Source organism: Dactylosporangium sp. NPDC000244, from assembly GCF_040300725.1.
Taxonomy (GTDB): Bacteria; Actinomycetota; Actinomycetes; order Mycobacteriales; family Micromonosporaceae; genus Dactylosporangium.
Genome location: NZ_JBEPEH010000038.1, coordinates 14024 through 36453, shown reverse-complemented (window position 1 = coordinate 36453; position 22430 = coordinate 14024). Strand labels below are relative to the sequence as shown.

The window sequence follows — 22430 nt, the reverse complement described above, 5'->3', positions numbered from 1 at the left end:
CCTTATCCCAACAACTCGGTGATGACGGCCTCGCCCAGGCCGAGGCCCGTGGTCATGCCGATGCCGGTGGTGACCGACACGATCCGCACCCCGTCGGCCGGGGCGGCGATGAGGAACTCCTCCGGCCCGGAGGCGTAGACGCCCTGCCACCGCTCGCGGATCGGCAGCCGCTCGACGCCGAAGAGCTCCTCGGTGACGCCGGCCAGGGCGGCGAAGGAGGCCTCGGCCTGGAACGGTGCCACCGCGGTGCCTCGGTAGTGGGTGTCGCCGACGACGAGGGTGCCGTCGGGGCGCTGGGTGTACATCTGGTTGAGATCCAGCGCGTAGAGCTCCGGGTGCTCGGTGGCGAGCCGCTCGCGCAGCGCCTTGGCGGCCGGGGTGGCGTTGCTCGCCGAGTACCGCAGCAGCGACCAGCCGGTCAGCACCGGGTGCGGCAGCGGCGCGCGCAGGGCCGCCGGCTCGGCCAGGAGCATGTCGAGGCCGCACCGCACCACGCCGGCCCCCTCGGCGACGTCGGGGTAGAGCTGGTCGACGTCGTGGCCGACGGCGAACACGATCGCACCGGCGCGGATCGGCCCGCGGGACGTGTGCAGGACGCCGTCGCCGGCGCCGAGGGCCGCCGTGCGCCAGCGGAACCCGGCCCCGGCCGCGGCGAGGTGCCGGGCCAGCGCCGGGGCCGCCTCCCGCGGGTCGACCTGCAGGTCCCGGGGCAGGAAGGCGCCGCCGGTCGCGGCCCGCACCGGCGCGCGCTCGGCGACCTCGCCGGCGTCGAGCAGGGTCAGGCCCGGCTCGTCGCGGCTCCAGTCGTCCAGCACGGCCAGCTCGTCGGCGGCCCGGGCCACGACCAGCGTGCCGGACTCGCGGGCCCAGAAGCCGGCCCGGCGGGCGTAGCGCAGCCACAGCTCGCGGGACCGCTCGGCGTACTCGCGGGCCCGGCCGGTCTGGGCGGTGACGCAGGCGTGCCCGAAGTTGCGCACGCTGGCCCCGGTGATCTCGGTGGCGCGGTCGACGACCACCACGCGCAGGCCCCGCTCGAGCGCGGCGGCGGCGTGCCCGAGCCCGACGATGCCGGCGCCGACGACGGCGAGATCGAAGGGCTCGTCGGACATCGTGAGCGAGCCCGTCACCGCAGCGCCCGGCGGATGACCATGGAGATGCCCTCGACCACCAGCACGACGAGCACGAGCACGATGACGAACGCGGTCACCTGGTCGTAGCGCGAGACCCGGGTGGCGTCGATGAGGTAGTAGCCGATGCCGCCCGCCGCGACGATGCCGAGCACGGTCGCCGAGCGGATGTTGCTGTCGAACAGGTACAGCGTGTGCCCGACGAGGGCCGGCACGCTCAGCCGGGCGGTGGCGGAGAAGAACACCTGGGTCCGGGTACCGCCGACGGAGCGCACGGCGAGCTGCGGGCCGGCCGGCGTCTCCTCGAGCGAGTCGGCGATGAGCTTGCCGAGCAGCCCCACGCCGACGAAGGCGAGGGCGATGGTGCCGGCCTGCGGGCCGAGGCCGGTGATGATGATGAGCACGATGGCCAGGATGAGCTCGGGGACCGAGCGGATGACGAGCAGCAGCAGCCGGGCGAGCGCGCGCACGACGCCGCCGGGGGCCGCGTTGCGGGCGGCCAGCGGCCCGATCAGCAGCGAGAACACGAGGCTGAGCAGGGTGGCCGCGGCCGCGATCTCCAGCGTGACGAGCAGCGCGTCGAAGACGTTCGTCCAGGTGCGCGGCTCGATCGACGGCGGCCAGGTGCGCTCGAGCAGGAACGGGATCTGGCCCCAGAAGCTGAACAGGTCGAGCCACTTCGCCTCGGACCCGATCACGGCGGCGGCGATGACCACGACCGCGGCGGTGATCGACGCCGTCGACGCGATCCGGTCGCGGGACCAGGGCCGGCGCATGGCGGCCGCCACGGCGGCGGCCCGGTCGGCTTGCGGGTGCGGCACCGCGGGCGCCTCGCCGGGGTCGCGTGGCGCGCGGGGGAGCCGGCGGGCGAGCCGGGCGCCGAGGCTCTGCCCCGCGGGCGCCGAGCCGAGCAGCCGGGCCCGGATGACCGTCGAGACGATCTCGAACACGACGCACAGCCCGAAGATGACCAGCGCGAAGGCCATCGCGCGGCGGTAGCTCAGCGACTCCAGCGCCAGGCGCAGGTCGTAGCCGAGGCCGATGATGCCGGCGTAGCCGAGCAGCACCGAGCCGCGCAGGTTGATGTCGGCCCGGTGCAGCGTGGTGGCGATCCACGACGGCAGCACCTGGGGGAAGATGCCGGACCAGAACTCCTGGGCACGGGAGGCGCCGGTCGCCCGGATCGCCTGGCGCGGGCCCTCGTCGATCTGCTCGATGGCGTCGGCGAACAGCTTCGAGATCATGCCGATCGAGTGCAGGGCGATCGCCAGGATGCCGGGCAGCGAGCCGAGCGTGAACAGCAGCACGAACAGCATGGCCAGCACGACGTCCGGCACCGCGCGGGCGATGACGCCGACGGCCCGGCCGATCGGGATCAGCCACGGCGCCGGGCTGGTGTTGCGGGCCGAGATGTAGGCGATCGGCATGGAGATCAATGCCGACAGGACGGTACCGCAGAGCACCACCCCGAGCGTGATCCCGATCGACCGGACCAGCTCCGCCATGGGCGGGAACCGCAGCGGCAGCACCCGGTCGAGGAACGGTCCCACCTTGTCGACGCTCTCGGTGAACGTCTCGGCGGTGAAGCCGATCTGGGCCAGCGACCAGACCGCGAACACGAGCAGCCCCGCCGCGAGCACGCCGGCGACCACGGAGGCCTTCGACGGGCCCGGGCGCCGGGGCACCCGCCGCACGTCGAGCGAGGGAAGGGTCGTGCTCACTTGGACTCCGCCAGCGACGCCGTCATGCGGCCGTAGATGCGCATCGCCGTCTCGCGGGTGAGGTTCGCGGCCGGCTCGTCGAGCACGACGCCGCCGTTGCGCATGCCGACGATCCGCTGGCCCCAGGCGAGCGCGATCTCGACCTGGTGCAGGCTGCACACGACGGTGAGCTGGTTCTCGGCCGCGATCTCGCGCATGAGCGCCATCACCTGGTCGCTGGACTCCGGGTCGAGCGAGGCGACCGGCTCGTCGGCGAGCAGGATCTCGGGCCCCTGCATGAGGGCCCGGGCGATCGCGACCCGCTGCTGCTGGCCGCCGGAGAGCGCGTCGGCGCGCTGGTAGGCCTTGTCGAGCAGGCCGACCCGGTCGAGCTGGGTGAGCGCCCGGTGGCGCAGCTCGCGCGGGTAGGAGGCGATGCCCAGGCGCGGGCCGCGCAGGCCGGCCAGCGCCCCGGTGAGCACGTTCTCCAGCACCGTGAGCCGGCTGACGAGATGGAACTGCTGGAAGACCATGCCGATGCGGCCGCGCATCCGGCGCAGCTCCCGGCCGCGCAGGCCCGCGAGGTCCTGGCCGAGCACGGCGAGGCGGCCCTCGCTCGGCGTCTCCAGCCCGTTGATGTGGCGCAGGAGCGTCGTCTTGCCCGAGCCCGAGAGCCCGAGCAGGACGACGATCTCACCGCGCTTGACCGTCAGTGACACGTCCCGCAGGGCGGCGACCTGCCCGAAGGTCTTGCTGAGCCCGTGCACCTCGACCGCGGGTGCCGCGTCACTGACCGTCATTGTCGTGTCCTCAGCCGTTGCAGGCCGCGGCCTTGGTCTGCTTGCACAGATCCCGGATGATGTCGTACTTCGCGTCGTCCACCGGCGCCAGCGCGTAGAAGGTCTTCTTGAAGTTGTCGCTGTCCGCCCCGGCGATCCCGGCCGACTTGATCTGGTCGATCGTGACGTTCTGCAGGCCGGAGACGAGCTTCTGCTTGAGGTCGGCCGGCAGGGCGTCCGACAGCGTCATCGGCGCGCCGATGACGAACGTCTTGTTGATGACCTTCAGGCCCTTCTGCGCCTCGACGGCGACGTCCTCGGCGAAGCCGGCCTCGCACTCGCTGCCCTGGGAGACCTTGAGCGCCGACGCGTCGTGCTTGCCCGCGAAGACGGGCGTGATGTCCTTGGTCGGGTCGATGCCGGCCTTGAGCAGGTTGTAGCTCGGGTACAGGTAGCCCGAGGTCGAGGTCTGGCTGACGAAGCAGACCTTCTTGCCCTTGAAGTCCTCGATCTTGCTGATGGACGAGCCCTCCGGGGCGATGGCCTCGGAGTAGTAGCCGGGCTCCTGGCCCTGCTTGGTGATGATGGAGGCGAACGGCGTGATCTTGGCGCCGTTGTTCTTCGCGGTCACGTAGGTGAAGCCGGAGAAGCTGGCGATGTCGACCTTGCCGGAGACCGAGGCCTCGATGAGCGCGGCGTAGTCCGAGGACTCGCGGTACTCGACCTTGAGCCCGGAGATCTTGGCGATGTAGTCCTGCAGCGGCTGGTAGTTCTGCTGCGTCGACGCGGTGTCGGGCACCACGCCGAAGACGAGCGTGCCGGAGTCCTTGGCGAACTTGCCCGACGCGGCCGAGGAGCCGGCGTCGGCAGAGGTGCTGCTGTCGTCGGAGGAGCATGCGGCGGTGCCGGCCAGCAGCAGTAACGCGGCGGCGGCACCGAGCACGACTCGGGTGGAGATCTTCATGGTCAACTCCTCGTCGATGTCCCCATTGGCGGCCGCCAAGGTAGGGATGGGAGGTGAACGGGCCGGGAACGCGTCGGCCAACGGCGGGAAACGAGCCTCAAAGGTTCGGACCTGTTATGGCTTTGTTATCGAACCCGCGTCGCCTAAGGTAGGACCCCATGTCGGCGTCGCTCCACCGCTCGGGTATTCCGGTTCACGGCCGCGTTCCGAAGTACTACGCCGTCAAGGCCCTGATCCTGGACGAGATCGCCCACCTCGGCGTCGGGGCGCCGCTGCCGCCGGAGCGCGACCTCGCCGGCCGCTTCAACGTCGCCCGCTCGACGGTCCGCCAGGCGATCTCGGAGCTCGTGGTCGAGGGCCGGCTCACCGCCCAGCAGGGCCGCGGGACCTTCGTCGCCCGGCCCAAGCTCATCCACCCGCTCTCGCTGACCAGCTACACCGAGGCACTGCGGGCGCTGGGTTACGAGCCGTCCCGGATCGTCGTCGCGCTCGAGGAGGTCCCGGCCGACGACGAGATCGCCGCGGCCCTCGAGATCGCGCCGGGCGCCGCGATCGTGCGGCTGGAGCGGGTGCTGCGGGCCGACGGGGAGCCGCTGGGGCTGGAGACCACGTACCTGCCCGCGCGGCGGTACCCGGCGCTGCTCGAGCGGTTCGATCCGAGCGGCTCGCTGTACCGCTTCATGCAGGACGAGCTCGGCGTGGTCTGGGCCGAGGCGACCGAGCGCATCGAGACCGCGCTGGCCAGCCCGCGCGAGGCGCTGCTGCTGCAGACCAATCCGGCCCTGCCGATGCTGCTCATGCAGCGGCTCAGCCGCGATCCGGCGGGCATCCCGATCGAGCGGGTGCGGTCGTTGTACCGCGGCGACCGCATCGGCTTCGAGACGCGCTTGATCACGCAACGATAAGCGGGCGGTCGCTCACCCGGGGCCGGGGATTCACCTGGAGGCCCGACAGTTCCAGCCCATGGCATATCGACGCATGTTCATCGGTACCGTGGCCGCCGCCGTCGCGGCCGCGGGACTCACCGCCGCGAGCGCCCCGCCCGCCCGCGCCGCGACGGTGGCCACCCAGAACTTCGACTCGCTCGCCGGGCAGCTGCAGCCGGCGCTGGACGAGTCGATCCCGGCCGGCACCCTCGGCTGGACGCACACGGCCCCGGCCGGCTGGTCCGTCGCCGTCAAGCCGAGCATGGCCGACGGCGTGCGCGAGTGGCGCGGCTGGTCGTTCACCACGATGCCGTTCTGGACCGCGGCCGACACCCAGGACCGCGGCAACTTCACCCGCGCGAGCGGCGTGTTCGCGGTCGCCGACCCCGACGAGTGGGACGACCGCGGCAACCCGACCGCGAGCACGACCTTCGACTCGACGCTGTCCGGCCAGCCGGTCGCGATCCCGTCCGGCACCAGCACCCTGTACCTCGGCTTCGCCAGCCACTACCGCCAGGAGGGCAACCAGAAGGCCGACGTCACCGTGTCCTTCGACGGCGGCGCCGCGAGCACCATCGTCCACTATGGACCGAATGCGGCCGACGCCAACGGCGGGGCCGACGCCCAGAACGCCTACGTGACCCGCGCCGTCAGCGTCCCCGCCGGTGCCACCACGGCCCGGTTCGCCTGGCGGCTCTACGACGCCGCGAACAACTGGTACTGGGCCATCGACGACGTCACCGTCGCCGACACGCCGATCAGCGCGCCGCCGCCCCCGGTCCCGAACCCGGTCCCGGCCCCGACGCTGCCCAACGGCGTCAGCACCGCCAAGACGCTCGTGATCGGCCTCGACGGCCTGCGCAACGACAAGATCACGCAGGCGAACGCGCCGAACCTGTGGAGCCTCGTCACCGGCGGCCTCTACGGCACCAGCCTGCTCTACAGCCAGCCGATGGCCCAGACGCTCTCCGGCCCCGGCTGGTCCACGATCGCCACCGGCGCCTGGCCGGACAAGGCCGGCGTCACCGACAACACCTTCGCCGGCCAGCGGTACGCCCAGTTCCCCGACTTCCTCACCCGGATGGAGCAGGCCCGCCCCGCCCTGTCGACCTTCGCCGCCGTCGACTGGGCCGCGCTCGGCACGAAGGGCACGTTCTCCAGCGCCATCGACGGCCGGGTCGTGCTCGACGGCGACGGCAACGGCTACACCGGCGAGGACGCCCGCATCGCCGACGTCGCGGCCCGGGTGCTGCACGACCAGAACCCCGACGCCGCGTTCGTGTACCTCGGCGCGGTCGACGAGGCCGGGCACGCCTCCGGCGCGGCCAGCCCCGCCTACCTGGCCGCCCTGGCCCGCTCCGACGCCCAGGTCGGGCAGCTGCTCACCGCCGTGCGCACCCGGGCCACCTACGCCGGCGAGCACTGGCTCATCGAGGTCGCGACCGACCACGGCCACACCGACGCCGGCGGCCACGGCGGCAACTCGATCCCCGAGCGCCGTACCTTCGTCATCGCCAACGGCCCCGGCATCGCGGCCGGCCAGCGCCCGATCGACACCCGGCTCGTCGACGTCGCGGTGACCGCCCTCGGCCACGTGGGCGTGAGCGTCAACCCCGCGTGGAACCTGGACGGCCGCTCGCTGTTCACCACCCGCGCCGACGGCTTCGACGCCGCCTACCCGGCCCTGTCCGGTCGCGTCGACGAGACCGGCATCCCCGCGGGCGTGCCCGGCTTCACCCACACCGGCGCGGCCGGCTGGACCATCGACAACAGCCGCATGCCGACGGGCGGCGTGACGGAGTGGCGCGGCTGGGCACTGACCACCGACGAGTTCTGGACCCGGGCCGAGGCCGGCCAGTCCCGCGAGCTCGGCGTACGCGGCCGCGGCGTCATCGCCGTCGCCGACACCGACGAGTTCGCCGACAAGACCGGCGGCAACGCGTTCGACTCCGCACTGATCTCGCCCGCGTACTCCGTCACGGGCAAGACCTCGGTGACCCTGGCCTACACCACGCTGTACCGCCAGGAGGGCAGCCAGAAGGGCGACGTGCTCGTCTCGTTCGACGGCGGCCCGGCCACGACGGTGAAGGCCTACCGCGCGGACGCCATCGCCAGGGACGAGTCCCTCGGCGTGACCGTGCCCGCCGGCGCCCGCACGATGCGCGTGACCTTCCGCATGTACGACGCGAACAACAACTGGTACTGGATGCTCGACGGCGTCACCGTGCGCTGACGCTCTGAGAACGGCGCCGCCCGGCCATCGCGGCCGGGCGGCGCCACGGGCGGCCGTCGCGGATCAGGGCCAGCGCGAGCGCGACGGCCCCGGCCCCGCCGGCGACGGCCCACCCCCGGGCGCTGGCCGTCCAGTCGCCGAAGCCGCCACCGAACGCGTACGGGAAGACGGGCACGTGCCGCTCGAGCGGCCGGACCAACGCCCAGACCGTGACCGCGGGGACGACCGCGATCGCCCAGCGCTGCCCGGGCGTGGCCTCGCCGCGGGTCCGGCGCCAGGTGACCCACGCGGCCGCGATGACCGCGGCGGCGTAGCCCTGCCCGAGGACGGCCCAGGGGTGGCCGTACAGCTCGGCCCGTGCCCACCACACCGCCGCCGACCAGGCGGCGAGCAGCACCGCGATGCCGCTCGCCCGGGCCAGGGTGCGCCACGCCAGGCCGCGGGGCGCGGGGTCGACCACCGCGGCGGCCGGCTCGTCGAGGCACCAGCCGACCGCACCGGCGAGCAGGCCGACCGCGGTGCCCTGCAGGGGCCAGAGCGTCCAGTTGTCGTAGCGGACCGCCGCCAGCAGCCCGGCGATGAGCAGGGCGGCGACCGTGACGAGCGGCCAGGGCACGGCCCGCGCGGCGTGGCGCGGCATCAGACGTTCGGGCCGGCGAGCGGGTTGAACGCCGCGTCGGGCAGCCCGAGGACCATGGTGAGCACGAGGGCCAGCACCGCGGCGACGGTGGCCGCGGCGATCAGCAGGCGCAGCCGGGCCCGGTTCGACTCCGGGTCGTGGTAGACCGCGACGAGGAGGCCGAGCCCGCACAGGGCCAGCAGGTAGACGATCCACAGCAGCGGCGAGCCGGGCAGCGCGACCCAGTGGCCGGTGCCGCTGTTCCAGCCGAGGGGGCCGTACCAGTAGGTCCACGGCCAGATCACCCGCCACCGCCAGGTGGACTGGAAGTTGCCCTGCATCAGGATCGTGACCAGCACGACCAGCACGACCGCGAGCGGGGTGACGCCCCGGCCGGGCAGCCAGCGGGCGATGAGCAGGCCGAGCAGCGGCCCGCCGAGGGCCGGCACCACGCCGAGCGCGAACATCACCGCGAAGACGTGCCCGGCGCCGAACGGCCCGAACGGCACCGTCGACGGGGACGGCGGGTTGACCTGGTAGTCGACCAGGGCCGCGGCGTACCACACGAGGGCCGTCAGCAGCGGGACGACGACGGACGCGGCCAGGGCCGCCGTGCGGGTGCGCTCCGGGACGGCGACCGAACCGGCCGCGGCGGCCGCACGGTCGGACCGGCGGGTCAGCCCGGCCATGATGATCAGGCCGAGCACGCCGAGCAGCGCGGCCGGCCCGATCATGCTCATGGTCGAGGACTCGCCGCCGCCGGACGCCGCGGTGGGGTCGACGAAGCCGATGACGGTGACGACGGCGAGCAGGGCCGCGCCGAGCCAGTACAGCTTGGCGGTGAGGTAGTGGCGGATTTCCTGCCGGGCCAGGACGCCCAGCATGGGCTCGGTGGGTGTGACGGAAGCGGTCATGCCACGGCTCCTTCGGGGGCGGTGCTTCTGAGCAACAGGTACGCGTCCTCGACCGTGGGCTCGACGGTGGAGGAGCCGGCGGCGGGCCGGCCGCCGACCGATCGGATGAGCCCGGTGCCGGTCCGCCAGGTCTGCACCGCACCGGGGCTGGGCGCGGCGCCCTGATGCACCCGGCCGGCGGCCGTGGCGAGCAACTCAGGCACGGTGCCGTCGAAGCGCACCCGGCCGGCGTCGAGCACGACGACCCGGTCGCACAGCGCCGACACGTCCTCGGTCTGATGCGTCGAGATCAGCACGGTGCCCGGCCGGCCCGAGAGCAGGCCCCGCAGCGAGGCACGCTGCTCCGGGTCGAGGCCGGTGGTGGGCTCGTCGAGGATCAGCAGCGCCGGATCGCCCAGCAGCGCCTGCGCGATCGCCAGCCGGCGCCGCTGCCCGCCGGAGAGCGCCTTCACCTTGACCGTGGCGCGCTCGCCGAGACCGACCAGGCCGAGCACCCGGCGCACCTCGTCGTGCCGGCGCGCGGTGTCGGCCCACTCCTTGAGCACGGCGATGTAGTCGAGGAACCCGAACGCGGTCATGCCGCGGGGGAAGACGACCTCCTGCGGCAGGTAGCCGATCCGGCGGCGGGCCTCGGTGCGCTCGGCGTGCGAGCCGGTGACGGCGTGACCGGCCACGGTCACCGTGCCGGTGCTCGGCGCGAGCGCGCTCGACAGCACCCGCAGCATGGTGGTCTTGCCGGCGCCGTTGGGGCCGAGAAGCCCGACCACGCCCTCGTCGAGCCGCAGGGTCGTCGGGTGCAGCGCGACGGTCCGGCCGTACTGCTTCGAGACGTCGGTCAGGGTGGCGGTCATCGGGCGGCTCCATGGTTGGTGGTGACGTGCACGAGCACGACGGCGAGGACGGCCACGGCGAGGGCCGAGCCGGCCTGGCCGGCGGCGGTCGTCACGGCCTGGATGCCGCCGGCTCCGGCCGCGGCGGAGGCGGCGGCCAGCCAGCCGGCCGCCACGACCGCGCTGGCGACCCGGGCGGTGAGCCAGGTCAGCAGGATCAGCGTGGCCACGGTGAGCGCCAGACCCGGCAACAGCCAGGTGGCGAAGTAGCCGTGCAGCGCCGGGACGGCCAGGGCCGCCGCGACGGTCAGCGGCACCGCCGCGGTGAGCGCGGCCGTGGTGCGCAGCAGGGCGAGCCGCAGCTTGGAGAAGGGTGTGGTCGCGGTGACCTCGCGGAAGGGGTCGGTGGTGTCGTACGTCGCGACGACCGCCAGCACCGGGATCAACGGCGCGAGCAGCAGGAACAGCGCCGGCGGCCCGCCCGGCAGGCGCACCGGCGCGAGACCGGTGAGGAAGGCGCAGCACACCGCGGCGCCGACCGCCACCGACCAGGACAGCAGCAGGTCGCGGGCGGCCCCCACGACGACGAGGTCCGACTCCGGCACCCCGAGCCGGGCGAGCAGGCGCAGCGGCCAGGGTCGCCGGGGCCGGGTGACCTCGGCGTGCACCGCCGTCCAGAGTGCCCCGGCGTCGGGCACCAGCGGGCGCGCACCGGCGCGGCAGTCCGGGCATGCCGTCACGTGCTGCTCGAAGGCCGTCTCGGCCACCGGGTCGAGTTCCCCGGCCGCATACGCGCGCCAGGCCCGCTCGTCGACGTGCCAGCTCATGCGAGTCCTTCCATCAGCTGCCGGCGCAGGCGGGCCTTGGCCAGCCGCACCCGGCTCTTCACCGTGCCCTGCGGCACCCCGAGCAGCAGCGCCGCCTCCCGGGTGCTGAGCCCGTCGAGCACGGTCACCTGCAGCGCCTCGCGCAGCTCCGGCGACAGCCCGCGCAGGGCCGCGCCGAGATCGCCGTGCTCGACGGCGGCCAGCAGCTCGTCCTCGGCGCTGCGCAGGGTCGGCGACAGGGCGGCGACGACCTGCTGACTGACCGGCGTCGGCCCGCGCCGGCCCCGCAGCCGCGAGATCAGCTGCCGGATCGCGATGCCCCACAGCCACGCACCGACGTCGCCGTCGCCGCGGTAGTGCCGCGCCTGGCGCCAGACCGCGACGAACGTGTCCTGCAGGGCCGAGGCGGCGATCTCCTCGTCGGGGGTCCGCCGCCGCAGCCGCAGCGCGAGCCACGCCGAGTGCCGCTCGACGAGTTCGCGCAGCGCGCGTTCGTCACCGGCCGCGACCTGAGCCATCAGGTCGGCGTCGCTCGGCGGGGGCGTCTGCATGCCTCCACTGTCGCGACCGGCGGCCCGAGCGGATCACCACCGAGGCGACATTCTCCCGGCGGTCGCCGGCCTGTACCTGTCCGGCCGGGGACGGGCTCGGCCGTTCGGGCGACGCGAAATCCACCTGAAATGCGCGGAAATACCCAGGTCACCTGCGGTTGGACGGCCCGCCGAAACGCGTGAGATCCGCGTTGCCGGATGCATTGACGTGCCGTGAGTCACGGCTCTATCGTGAACCACCAGTTCACTGAGTGATCCGATCCAACGGTTCACTGAGTGAAACACTACCGCCGGACGACGGCTCCCGAGAGGTTTCGGAGAGTGCCTGCACATGACCGCGACAAAGATCGTTCCGCCGCCGACCTCGGCCGAGACGGGGCGCGCCCAGCGCGGGCGGCAGCAGTTGGCGCAGGGCCGGTCCCTTCGCGGACCTAACGTGAAGAAACACGTCATCAACATCGTCGGCTCGATCGGGGTCGTCGCGCTGCTCGCCGGGCTCTGGGAGGGGTACAAGGCGCTGGGCCAAGCGGTCGGCGACGTCATCCCGGGGACCAAGATCGGCTTTCCGGTGGCCACCGACGACCTGTCGATGCCCCACCTCTCGACGATCCTGCACTCGCTGATCGAGCCGGCCCGGCGCGGCGACTCGACGTCGCTGGCCGCGTACCTGATCGGCGAGACCACGGTGACGCTGCGCGAGGCCCTCTACGGCCTCGTCGCCGGCTCCGTGCTCGGCCTGCTGCTCGCGATCGTGTTCCTCAACGTGGTACCGATCAGCAAGGGCCTGATGCCGTGGCTGGTGGCCTCGCAGACGGTCCCGCTGGTGGCGATCGCCCCGATGATCGTGATCTGGGGCGGCAAGGCCGGTGCCCCGCCCTGGATCGCCGTGACCGGCATCGCCGCCTACCTGGCGTTCTTCCCGGTCACGATCAACACGCTGCGCGGGTTGAAGTCGCCGCAGAAGGTGCACCTGGAGCTCATGCACAGCGTAGGGGCCAAGCGCCTCCAGGTGCTGTGGTGGCTGCGCGTCCCGGCGTCGTTGCCGTTCGTGTTCGCCGGGCTCCGGCTGGCCGCGACGGCGAGCGTCGTGGGCGCGATCGTCGGCGAGCTGTCGGCCGGCACCGGTCGCGGCATCGGCCGGTCGATCCTCACCTTCGCCTACTACTACTCGAACGGCCCGGAGAAGCTCTACGCGGCCGTCCTCGTCTCCGCGGTCGCCGGCATCGTCTTCGTGCAGCTGCTGGGCCTGATCGAGCGATTCGCGCTCCGGCACCGCCATGCGTGAGCGGTCCAGCAAGAGCCAGAAGCCCATGGCTCGGACCGCGTCACCTGCGGACCGTCGCTCCCGCCAGGAATCCCGGCGTCCGCGGTGGCAAGACCGCACCGAACCTTCGACATGTGCCTGGAGTAGCTGATGACTGAGCCCGCCATCATCTCCGTCCGCGGAGTCAACAAAGAGTTCAACAGCGGCGGCAAGCGCTCGGTGACCGCGCTTCAGAACATCGACCTGACGATCGAGCGCGGCGAGTTCGTGTCGCTGCTCGGCCCGAGCGGCTGCGGCAAGAGCACGCTGCTGCGCGTGCTGGCCGACCTCACCGAGCCGACCAGCGGCACGGTGACGCTCAACGGCAAGACGCCCCGCGCCGCCCGCAGCGACCGCGACTACGGGATGGTCTTCCAGCAGGCCGGCCTGTTCGACTGGCGCAGCGTGCAGCGCAACGTGGAGCTGCCGCTGCAGGTCGCCGGGGCCGACAAGCCGACCCGCCGGGCCAAGGCGCAGGAGATGCTGGAGCTCGTCCGGCTCTCCGAGTTCGCCAAGCACTTCCCGTGGCAGCTCTCCGGCGGCATGCAGCAGCGGGTGGCGATCGCCCGCGCGCTCTCCGCCGACCCCGCGATCCTGTTCATGGACGAGCCGCTGGGCGCGCTGGACGAGATGAACCGGGAGCGGCTGCAGGGCGAGCTGCTGCGGATCTGGGCCGACACCCGGACCACGGTCGTGTTCGTCACGCACAGCATCTCCGAGGCCGTCTTCCTGTCCTCGCGGATCGTCGTCATGTCGGCCCGCCCGGGCCGGATCGCCGCGAGCATCGACGTGGACCTGCCGTACCCGAGGACCTCGGCCACCCGTACCACCGAAGCGTTCTTCGCCAAGGTGACCGAGGCACGCACGGCCCTGCACAGCGAGCTCGCCGAGCAGGCCGCCTGATGGCCGTCACCCAGGCCGTCCAGCCGTCCCGGCTACGGGCCCAGCTCGGCCGCGTCCTGCCGGTCGCCGTCACCGCCCTGGTGATCCTCGGCGCCTGGCAGCTCGCCGTCATCGTGTTCGACGTCCCGTCGTTCATCCTGCCGACGCCGACCGCGATCCTGTCCGCGTTCGCCGGCCAGTTCACCACGATCATGTCGGCCTCCCGGATCACCGTCGAGGCGGTCCTGCTCGGCCTGCTCATGGGCGTGGCCTGGGGCGTCGTGGTGGCGCTGGTGCTGAGCCGGTTCCCGAGCATGTCCGGGCCCGTGCTCACGGTGGCCGTCATCATCAACTGCGCCCCGATCGTGGCCCTGGCCCCGATCTTCAACAACTGGTTCGGCGTCACCAGCCTGGTCTCCAAGGCCGGCGTCGCCGCCGTGATGGTGTTCTTCCCCGTTCTGGTCAACACGACCCGGGGCCTGCTGCAGGTCTCACCCTTGCACCTGGAGCTCATGCAGTCGCTGGCGGCCAAGCCCCGACACGTGGCGCTGATGCTGCGGCTGCCCAACGCGCTGCCCTTCCTGTTCAACGCGCTGAAGCTCGGCTCCACCCTCGCCGTCATCGGCGTGATCGTGACCGAGTACTTCGGCGGCCCGAGCAACGCACTCGGCGTCTACATCGCCTCGCAGGCGTCGCTGCCCCGGTTCGACTACGCCTGGGCCGGAATCCTCGTGGCGAGCGTGCTCGGCCTGGCCATGTTCGGTGTCGTGTCGCTGCTGGAGCGCCTCCTCATGCCGTGGCACTCCTCGCTGCACGACGAGAACCCGTAGGCGTCACACCCCCGCAAACCCCCCAAACTCTTCTCTGCTTTGGAGTCAGCATGTTCCTTCGTAGACGGCCGGGCCGGTTAGCAGCCGGTCTGAGCGCCCTCACGGCCACCGCGCTGCTCGCGTCCGGCTGTGGCGGCATGTCCGACAGCGGCACGCAGGCCGCGTCCGACGCCGGCAAGGACTGCACGTCGAAGACCAAGGTCCGCGTCGTGCTCCAGTGGGTCGCCCAGGCCCAGTTCGCCGGCTACTACGCGGCGAAGGACAAGGGCTTCTACGACGCGGCGTGCCTGGACGTGACCATCCAGGAGGGCGGCGTCAACATCGTCCCCCAGCAGGTCCTCTCGTCCGGCAACGCCGAGTTCGCGGTCAGCCACGTCACCAAGACGATGGCGACCCGCGAGCAGGGCGCCGACCTCGTCAACATCGGCCAGGTCTTCCAGCGCGGCGCGTACCTGCAGGTCGCCTGGGCCGACTCGGGCATCAAGACCCTCGCCGACCTCAAGGGCAAGAAGACCGGCAGCTGGGGCTACGGCAACGAGCTGGTGCAGTACGCGGCGATGCGCGGCGCGGGCGTCGAGCCGACCAAGGACACCCAGATCATCCAGCAGCCGTTCGACATGTCGCTGCTGCTCAAGCGCGAGGTCGACAGCGCGCAGGCGAAGACGTACAACGAGTACGCCCAGCTGCTGGAGACCAAGAACCCGAAGACCGGCAAGCTGTACCAGCCGTCGGACTTCACCGCGATCAGCCTGCAGGACGCCGGCTACACCAGCCTCGAGGACGGCGTCTACAGCCGCGGGGACTGGCTCAAGGACCAGGCCAACCAGGACACCGCGGTGAAGTTCCTCAAGGCGTCGTTCCAGGGCTGGGCCGCCTGCCGCGACGACCTCAAGGGCTGCGTCGACATCGTGCTCAACCACGGCAGCGCGCTGGGCACCGGTCACCAGACCTGGATGCTCACCGAGGTCAACAAGCTGATCTGGCCGTCGCCGAACGGCATCGGCGCGATGGACCAGAAGTCGTGGGACTCCACCATCGACATCGCGATCAAGGGCGGCGTGCTCAAGAGCAAGCCGGACAGCAGCGCGTTCCGTACCGACCTGTCCGACAAGGCCCGCGAGGAGCTGAAGGCGTCCGGCGTGGACGTCGTGGGCAGTTCCTACAAGCCCGAGACGCCGACGATCACCGAGGGCGGCAAGTAGCCGCGCGGGATGCCGGGCGGGGTCACGGCCTCGTCCGGCATCCCGGTGGCCCGCCGCGCCTGCCAGGATGGCATCGAAAGAATTGCCGCTGACGATGACATGCGGATAACGGGAGGTACTCGATGGCATCTGGTGAAGCCGGGCTGGTCCGGCGCACCATCTGGCTGCTGCGCGCGGTGGCCGCCCACCCCGAGGGCGTCGGCCTCAGCGAGGTCGCGCGCGAGGCGGGCATCCCGAAGGCGACCTGCTACCGGGTGCTGACCGTGCTCGAGCGGGAGAGCTGGCTGACCCTCGACCCGGTGACGCGGCGGTACCGCGTGTCCCTCGGCCTGCTGTCCATCGTGGGCGGCCTGCTCGACGGCGGCGGCGCCTACGGCCACATGCGCGACGTCCTGCGCGGCCTGGCGGGGGAGACCCGGGAGACGGCGGGCTTCGACGTCCTGCTCGCCCCGAAGGTGATGGTCGTGGCCCAGGTGCCGGGACCCTCGCTCATCGGCCAGACCCTCAAGCCCGTGCCGCGGACCCAGCCCGTGTGGGCCACGTCCACCGGCAAGGTGCTGCTGGCCGCGCTCGACCCGGCCGAGGTCCGCGCCGACTTCGCCGAGGAGTTCGCCACCTACGCCCCGCCGGAGGTCGGCGACCTGGACGCGTTCATGGACTCGCTGGCCGCGGTCCGCGCCCGCGGGTTCGCGTTCGCCTACGACGAGCTCGAGGTCGGCGCGGCCTCCGTGGCCGCGCCGGTGCGAATCCGGGGCGCCACGCCGTACGCGGTCTGGATCGGCGGCCCCACCTACCGGCTCACCCGCGACAGCATCGACGACGTGGCGGAGTCGGTCATGAAGGCCGCCCGCCAACTCAGCGAGCTGCTCAGCAATACCGACATCGAGCTGCCCAGTGGGCTAGGCCGGCTGTAACGCCGGCGACGGACCGGACCGGCGACGACCGGCCGGTGGAGGAGGAAGCAATGGCCGCATTTGACGAGGCGCTGGCCGCGGCGACGGCGGTGGCCGGCCGGGTGCCGAAGGGCCTGTACATCGACGGCGAGTGGCGGGCGGCCCAGGGCGGCAAGGCCCTGGGCGTCGAGGACCCGGCGACCGGCTCGGTGATCGCGGATGTCGCCGACGCATCCGTCGCCGACGCGCTCGACGCCCTGGCCGCCGCCGACCGGGCCCAGCACGCCTGGGCCGCCACGGCACCGCGCGAGCGCGGCGAGGTGCTGCGCCGGGCGTTCGAGCTGATGGTCGAGCGCCGCGACGACCTGGCCCGGCTGATGACCCTGGAGATGGGCAAGGCCTTCGCCGAGTCGCAGGCCGAGGTCACCTACGCGGCGGAGTTCTTCCGCTGGTTCGCCGAGGAGGCCGTCCGCATCGACGGCGGCTACCTGCCGGCCCCGGCCGGCGGCTCCCGGGTGCTGCTCATGCGTCAGCCGGTCGGCCCGTGCCTGCTCATCACCCCGTGGAACTTCCCGATGGCGATGGGCACCCGCAAGATCGGCCCCGCGCTCGCGGCCGGCTGCACGGTCGTGGTGAAGCCGGCCAAGCAGACCCCGCTGTCGATGCTGGCGCTGGTGGCGATCCTCGAGGAGGCCGGCGTCCCGCGGGGCGTGGTCAACGTGTTCACCACCGCCCGCTCGGGCGAGGCCAGCTCGGCGCTGCTGGACGACCCGCGGCTGCGCAAGGTGTCGTTCACCGGCTCGACCGAGGTGGGCCGGACCCTGCTGGGCCAGGCCGCCCAGCGGGTGCTGCGCACGTCCATGGAGCTCGGTGGCAACGCGCCGTTCCTCGTCTTCGACGACGCCGATCTCGATCTGGCCATCGAGGGGGCCGTCCAGGCCAAGATGCGCAACGTCGGCGAGGCCTGTACCGCCGCCAACCGCTTCTATGTCCACCGCTCCGTCGCGGAGCGGTTCGTCGGCGGCCTGGCCGAGCGCCTGGGCCGCCTGCGCGTCGGGCACGGGCTCGACCCCGCGACCGAGGTGGGCCCGCTCATCGACGGCAACGCCGTGAAGTCGGTCGGCGAGCTGGTCTCCGACGCGACCGCGGCCGGCGCCCGGGTCGTGACCGGGGGAGCGGCCGTCGCCGGCGACGGCTACTTCTTCGCCCCGACGGTCCTGGCCGACGTGCCCGGCGACGCCCGGACGGTCCGCGAGGAGATCTTCGGCCCGGTGGCCCCGATCGTGGTCTTCGACGCCGAGGACGAGGCGGTCGGCCTGGCCAACGCCTCCGAATACGGCCTCGCCTCCTACGTCTTCACCGAGAACCTGGCCCGGGGCCTGCGCGTCAGCGAGCGCCTCGAGAGCGGCATGGTCGGGCTCAACCAGGGCGTCATCTCCAACCCGGCGGCGCCGTTCGGCGGGGTGAAGCAGTCCGGCCTCGGCCGCGAGGGCGGGCGGGTCGGCATCGACGAGTACCTGAACATCAAGTACACGGCCGTCCGGGCGGCCTGGTGACCGGCTTCATCCTGGCCGGCGTCCAGTGGGAACCGGTCCTCGGTGACGTCGGGGGAAACCTCGCGGCCTCGTCGGGCTGGATCCGGCGGGCCGCGGCCGAGGGGGCCCGGCTCGTCGTCCTGCCCGAGGCGTCCTCGGCCGGCTACGTGTTCGCGGACCGGGCGGAGGCGGCGAAGTACGCGGAGCCGATACCCGACGGTCCCACGAGCACCGGCTGGGCCGCGCTCGCGGCGGAGCTGGGGATCTGGATCGTCGGCGGCCTGACCGAGCTCGACGGGGACCGGGTCTACAACTCCGCGGTGGTGCTCGGGCCGGACGGCCACCTGGGCACGTACCGCAAGGCCCACCTGTGGAACGACGAGAAACGTATCTACGACCCCAACACGGCCGGCTTCCCGGTGTTCGACACCCCGCTGGGGCGCATCGGCGTCGGGATCTGTTACGACGCCTGGTTCCCCGAGATGTTCCGCAGCGCGGCCGTACAAGGTGCGGATCTTCTCGTGCTGCCGTCGAACTGGGTGCCCGTGCCCGGGCAGCCCGACACCGGGCCGGCGATGGCGCACCTGATGTGCATGACGGGCGCGCACAGCAACCAGTTCTACGTCGCCGGCATCAGCCGGATCGGCGTCGAGCGCGGGCAGGAGTTCGTCGGGCGGTCCGTGCTCGTGGGCCCCGACGGCTGGCCGCTGGCCGAGCCCGCGAGCCGCGACCGCGAAGAGTTGGTGCTGGCCGAGGTCGACCTCGTCGGCACCCGTCGGGAGCGCCGGGAGAACCCGTTCAACCAGCCTCTGGCTGACCGGCGCACCGACCTCTACTCGAGCTGAGCTTCGAGTCCTCACGGCTCTTGACAGTCCCCCGCAGTGTCTACAGTATTTGAACCGACGGTTCGTTGAATGAACCACAGAGGAGTGATCGTGATCAGGGTCCGGAAGATCGTTCGCCACCTCGAGGAGACCTGGCTCGAGAACGGTCAGGACGTGCAGCCCCGCCACCGCGTCGCGTTCGTCGGGGTCGTCATCGAGAACCCCTACCCCAGCGAGTACGTGCAGGATCTGGTGACCCTCGCCGACGAGCTGGGCGAGGAGATCGGCAGCCTCATCGGCCCGGCCTGCGTCGAGCTGCTGGGCGACGAGGTCGAGGCCTTCGGCAAGGCGGCGCTCGTCGGCATCGACGGGGAGCTCGAGCACGGCTCGGCGCTCATTCACAACCTGCGGTTCGGCAACATGTTCCGCAACGCGGCCGGCGGCACCGAGCTGCTCCCGGCGGCCGAGAAGGTCGGGCTCACCGGCAGCCCGATCGACATCCCGCTCAAGCACAAGCTGGACTCGAAGACCCGCTCGCACCACCAGACGGTGACGCTGCAGGTCGCCGACGTCCCGCGGCCCCGCGAGATCTTCGTGATCGTCGCCGCGGCGAACGCGGGCCGCCCGCTCGCCCGCCTCGCCACGTTCGGCGCCGAGGTCAAGGCCGGCGCATGACCATCACCGAGCACCAGATCGACACCGACGCCTGGACCGCGGAGCGGGTGAAGGCGGTCGACAAGGAGTACGTCATCCACTCCTGGTCGGTGCAGGGCTCGCTCGACCCGATCCCCGTCGCCGGCGGCTCGGGCTCGTGGTTCTGGGACTACGACGGCCGCAAGTACCTGGACTTCCAGTCGCAGCTCGTCAACCTGAACCTGGGCCACCAGCACCCCCGCCTCGTCGAGGCGATCCGCGCCCAGGCCGAGGAGCTGTGCTACATCGGCCCCGGCTTCGCGGAGCGCTCGCGGGCCGAGCTGGCCGAGCTGATCGCGCACCTGACGCCCGGCGACCTGAAGATGAGCTTCTTCACCACCGGCGGCGCGGCGGCCAACGAGAACGCGGTGCGGCTCGCCCGCCACGTGACCGGCCGGCACAAGATCGTCGCGCGGTACCGCTCGTACCACGGCGCCACCGCCGGCGCGATGTCGCTCACCGGCGACCCGCGCCGGTGGGCCGCGGAGCCGGGCATCAGCGGCGTGGTGCGGATGCTCGACCCGTACACGTACCGCTGCCCGGCCGGGCACCCCGACCCGTGCCCGGTCTGCTCGGGCGGGCCGCACCTCGAGGAGATCCTGCAGTACGAGAACCCCGAGACCGTCGCCGCCGTCATCGTCGAGCCGGTCACCGGGACCAACGGCCTGATCTACCCGCCGGACGGGTACCTGCAGTCGCTGCGCGAGGCCTGCGACCGGTACGGCATCATCCTGATCTTCGACGAGGTCATGGCCGGCTTCGGCCGCACCGGCGAGTGGTTCGCCTGCAACCACTGGAACGTCACGCCCGACATCCTCATCACCGCCAAGGGCCTGAACTCGGGCTACGTCCCGCTCGGCGCGATGACGGTGAACGAGCGGATCTCCGAGTGGCTGCGGACGAACATGTTCTGGGGTGGCATGACCTATGCCGGTCACCCCCTCGCGTGCGCGTCCGGCGTGGCCTCGCTGCGGATCATGCAGGACGAGGGCGTCGTGGACAACTCGCGGGCGATGGGCGAGCGCCTCGGCGCCGGCCTGGCCCAGCTGGCCGAGCGGCACCCGAGCATCGGCGACATCCGCGGCCGCGGGCTCTTCTACGGCGTCGAGCTGGTGAAGAACCGCGCGACCAAGGAGCCGCTCGTCCCGTTCAACGCCAAGGGACCCGCGGCCGCCCCGGTGGGCAAGCTGCTCAAGGCGGCGATGGAGCGGGGCGTGTACCTCACCGCCAACTTCAACGTCCTGCGCCTCACGCCGCCGCTGGTCATCAACGCCGCCGAGATCGACCTGGCGCTCGGCGTGCTCGACGAGGTCCTCGCCCTCGCCGACGAGCACTACCAGGGCTGAACTGGAGAGATGGCTATGGGATCGACACTGATTCGCGGCGGTACGGTCGTCAACGCCGACGCGGCCATCCGCGCCGACGTGCTCGTGCGCGACGGCCGGATCGTCGCGCTCGGTATCGGTTCGGACTGGACCGCCGACACGGTCATCGACGCGACCGGCATGCTCGTCATCCCGGGCGGGATCGACGCGCACACGCACCTGGAGTACCCGATCGACGGGTTCACCACCAGGACGGCCGACGACTTCTACACCGGGACCGTCGCCGCCGCGCACGGCGGCACCACGACGATCCTGGACTTCGTCAAGAAGGAGCCGGACCGGTCGCTGTACGACACGTACCTGCGCCGCCGCGACGCGGCCCAGGAGCGCTCCGTCGTCGACTTCGGTCTGCACGCCATCGTCCCGCCCCGCGCCCAGCAGCCCGACGTGCTCGACGACCTGCGCCGGCTCGCCGGCGAGGGGGCGGCCAGCTGGAAGTTCTTCATGGCCTACCCGGGCACCCAGATGGTCGACGACGGCGAGCTGCTGGAGGGCTTCGACCTCGCCCGCGAGCTCGGCGTGCTGCCGATGGTGCACGCCGAGAACGGGCACATGGTGGCCCGCGAGACCCAGCTGCTCATCGACCGCGGCGACACCGCCGAGCACTTCCACGCGACCGCGCACGGCCACGAGTCCGAGGCCGAGGCCGTGCACCGCGCGATCGTCCTCGCCGAGTCCGTGGGGGCGCCGCTGTACGTCGTGCACGTCTCCAGCGCCGCCGCGGCCGACGAGATCAGCCGGGCCCGGGCCGACGGCCGCCGGGTGTGGGCGGAGACCTGCCCGCAGTACCTGCAGGTGGCCTACGAGGACTACGAGGGCCTCGGCGAGAAGGCCGCCGCCTACCTGTGCTCGCCGCCGATCCGCGAGCGCAGCAACCAGGAAGGCCTGTGGAAGGCGCTCGTCACCGGCGCGGTGGCGACGGTCGCGACCGACCACGCGGGCTTCTGCATGCACCAGCCCGACGACCTGCCCCCGCAGAAGCTGCGCAGCCCCGGCTACTTCCCCAAGGTGCCCAACGGGGTGCCCGGCATCGAGGACCGGCTCATGGTGCTCTGGGAGGGCGGCGTGGCGAGCGGGCGCTTCGACGCCTGCCGCTTCGTCGACCTGGTGTCGACCCGGCCGGCCAAGCTCTTCGGCCTGTTCCCCCGCAAGGGGATCGTCGCCGTCGGGGCCGACGCCGACCTGGTCGTGTGGGACCCGAAGGCCGACCACGTCATCACCACCGAGAACACCCACATGCGCACCGACTACAACCTCTACGACGGGATGCGGGTCACCGGCAAGCCGGTCCACGTCCTGTCCCGCGGCGACCACCTGGTCGGGCCCGACGGCTCCTTCGACGGCGCCGCGGGCCGCGGATCCTTCGCCGAGCGCGGCGCGCCGCACCTCTTCTGAACGGGATTCTGAACGGAG

At 72.3% G+C, this 22430-nt stretch carries 21 protein-coding genes; 12 read left to right on the top strand and 9 right to left on the bottom strand.

Annotation, left to right across the window (positions count from 1 at the left end; genetic code table 11):
- Nucleotides 1-2 precede the first annotated feature (2 nt).
- Genes ABT369_RS42565 through ABT369_RS42550 form a run of 4 tightly spaced genes read right to left on the bottom strand, consistent with a single transcriptional unit; the run spans nucleotide 3 to nucleotide 4570 of the window.
- On the bottom strand, nucleotides 3-1109 hold the full coding sequence (locus ABT369_RS42565; protein ID WP_350621478.1) for a TIGR03364 family FAD-dependent oxidoreductase: 1107 nt from the start codon (nucleotides 1107-1109) through the stop codon (nucleotides 3-5).
- A gap of 14 nt (nucleotides 1110-1123) precedes the next feature.
- Nucleotides 1124-2848, bottom strand: coding sequence for a phosphonate ABC transporter, permease protein PhnE (phnE, locus tag ABT369_RS42560; RefSeq protein WP_350621476.1), 1725 nt, complete (start codon nucleotides 2846-2848; stop codon nucleotides 1124-1126).
- Nucleotides 2845-3627: a phosphonate ABC transporter ATP-binding protein gene (phnC, locus tag ABT369_RS42555; protein ID WP_350621474.1), complete on the bottom strand. Its 783-nt coding sequence runs from the start codon at nucleotides 3625-3627 to the stop codon at nucleotides 2845-2847. Before phnC ends, phnE begins: the two co-directional genes overlap by 4 nt.
- A 10-nt stretch (nucleotides 3628-3637) precedes the next feature.
- Entirely contained in the window at nucleotides 3638-4570 is a 933-nt protein-coding gene (locus ABT369_RS42550) for a phosphate/phosphite/phosphonate ABC transporter substrate-binding protein (protein ID WP_350621472.1), read from the bottom strand.
- A gap of 158 nt (nucleotides 4571-4728) precedes the next feature.
- Between ABT369_RS42550 and ABT369_RS42545 the strand changes: the two genes are divergently transcribed.
- Nucleotides 4729-5475, top strand: coding sequence for a GntR family transcriptional regulator (locus ABT369_RS42545; RefSeq protein WP_350621470.1), 747 nt, complete (start codon nucleotides 4729-4731; stop codon nucleotides 5473-5475).
- Between the two features lie 58 nt (nucleotides 5476-5533).
- On the top strand, nucleotides 5534-7729 hold the full coding sequence (locus ABT369_RS42540; RefSeq protein ID WP_350621468.1) for an alkaline phosphatase family protein: 2196 nt from the start codon (nucleotides 5534-5536) through the stop codon (nucleotides 7727-7729).
- On the opposite strand, the gene ABT369_RS42535 is transcribed toward ABT369_RS42540, so the two are convergent.
- From ABT369_RS42535 to ABT369_RS42515, 5 genes are read right to left on the bottom strand one after another with little or no spacing between them, the layout of a single operon-like run.
- Nucleotides 7716-8369, bottom strand: a complete 654-nt coding sequence (locus ABT369_RS42535; protein WP_350621467.1) for a hypothetical protein — start codon at nucleotides 8367-8369, stop codon at nucleotides 7716-7718. The genes ABT369_RS42540 and ABT369_RS42535 overlap by 14 nt on opposite strands.
- A complete protein-coding gene (locus tag ABT369_RS42530; RefSeq protein ID WP_350621465.1) occupies nucleotides 8369-9262 on the bottom strand; it encodes a hypothetical protein in 894 nt (297 codons plus the stop codon). The genes ABT369_RS42535 and ABT369_RS42530 overlap by 1 nt, the downstream gene beginning before the upstream one ends.
- Nucleotides 9259-10113: an ATP-binding cassette domain-containing protein gene (locus ABT369_RS42525; RefSeq protein ID WP_350621463.1), complete on the bottom strand. Its 855-nt coding sequence runs from the start codon at nucleotides 10111-10113 to the stop codon at nucleotides 9259-9261. The genes ABT369_RS42530 and ABT369_RS42525 overlap by 4 nt, the downstream gene beginning before the upstream one ends.
- Nucleotides 10110-10919 carry a zf-HC2 domain-containing protein gene (locus ABT369_RS42520; protein WP_350621461.1) on the bottom strand — a complete coding sequence of 270 codons (810 nt, stop codon included), beginning with the start codon at nucleotides 10917-10919 and terminating at the stop codon, nucleotides 10110-10112. Before ABT369_RS42520 ends, ABT369_RS42525 begins: the two co-directional genes overlap by 4 nt.
- Entirely contained in the window at nucleotides 10916-11470 is a 555-nt protein-coding gene (locus ABT369_RS42515; protein WP_350621460.1) for an RNA polymerase sigma factor, read from the bottom strand. The genes ABT369_RS42520 and ABT369_RS42515 overlap by 4 nt, the downstream gene beginning before the upstream one ends.
- A gap of 436 nt (nucleotides 11471-11906) precedes the next feature.
- On the opposite strand from ABT369_RS42515, the gene ABT369_RS42510 reads away from it, so the two are divergent.
- From ABT369_RS42510 to hydA, 10 genes are all read left to right on the top strand, one after another.
- The gene (locus ABT369_RS42510) at nucleotides 11907-12755 is read left to right on the top strand and encodes an ABC transporter permease (RefSeq protein ID WP_350621458.1); all 849 of its coding nucleotides are present in this window, start codon (nucleotides 11907-11909) and stop codon (nucleotides 12753-12755) included.
- Nucleotides 12756-12884: 129 nt separating this feature from the next.
- Complete coding sequence (locus tag ABT369_RS42505; protein ID WP_350621456.1) at nucleotides 12885-13676, top strand: ABC transporter ATP-binding protein; 792 nt, start codon at nucleotides 12885-12887, stop codon at nucleotides 13674-13676.
- On the top strand, nucleotides 13676-14485 hold the full coding sequence (locus ABT369_RS42500; RefSeq protein WP_350621454.1) for an ABC transporter permease: 810 nt from the start codon (nucleotides 13676-13678) through the stop codon (nucleotides 14483-14485). The genes ABT369_RS42505 and ABT369_RS42500 overlap by 1 nt, the downstream gene beginning before the upstream one ends.
- A 50-nt stretch (nucleotides 14486-14535) precedes the next feature.
- Complete coding sequence (locus ABT369_RS42495; RefSeq protein ID WP_350621452.1) at nucleotides 14536-15687, top strand: ABC transporter substrate-binding protein; 1152 nt, start codon at nucleotides 14536-14538, stop codon at nucleotides 15685-15687.
- Nucleotides 15688-15809: 122 nt separating this feature from the next.
- Nucleotides 15810-16601, top strand: coding sequence for an IclR family transcriptional regulator (locus ABT369_RS42490; protein WP_350621450.1), 792 nt, complete (start codon nucleotides 15810-15812; stop codon nucleotides 16599-16601).
- Nucleotides 16602-16651: 50 nt separating this feature from the next.
- Nucleotides 16652-18136 (top strand): NAD-dependent succinate-semialdehyde dehydrogenase, encoded by a 1485-nt coding sequence (locus ABT369_RS42485; protein WP_350621448.1) that lies wholly within the window; start codon nucleotides 16652-16654, stop codon nucleotides 18134-18136.
- A complete protein-coding gene (locus ABT369_RS42480; RefSeq protein ID WP_350621446.1) occupies nucleotides 18133-18960 on the top strand; it encodes a nitrilase family protein in 828 nt (275 codons plus the stop codon). Before ABT369_RS42485 ends, ABT369_RS42480 begins: the two co-directional genes overlap by 4 nt.
- A gap of 90 nt (nucleotides 18961-19050) precedes the next feature.
- Nucleotides 19051-19614: an amino acid synthesis family protein gene (locus ABT369_RS42475; RefSeq protein ID WP_344513343.1), complete on the top strand. Its 564-nt coding sequence runs from the start codon at nucleotides 19051-19053 to the stop codon at nucleotides 19612-19614.
- Nucleotides 19611-20978, top strand: coding sequence for an aminotransferase class III-fold pyridoxal phosphate-dependent enzyme (locus tag ABT369_RS42470; protein WP_350621444.1), 1368 nt, complete (start codon nucleotides 19611-19613; stop codon nucleotides 20976-20978). The genes ABT369_RS42475 and ABT369_RS42470 overlap by 4 nt, the downstream gene beginning before the upstream one ends.
- Before the next feature lie 15 nt (nucleotides 20979-20993).
- On the top strand, nucleotides 20994-22412 hold the full coding sequence (gene hydA / locus ABT369_RS42465; protein ID WP_350621442.1) for a dihydropyrimidinase: 1419 nt from the start codon (nucleotides 20994-20996) through the stop codon (nucleotides 22410-22412).
- The last annotated feature ends 18 nt before the right edge of the window (nucleotides 22413-22430 follow it).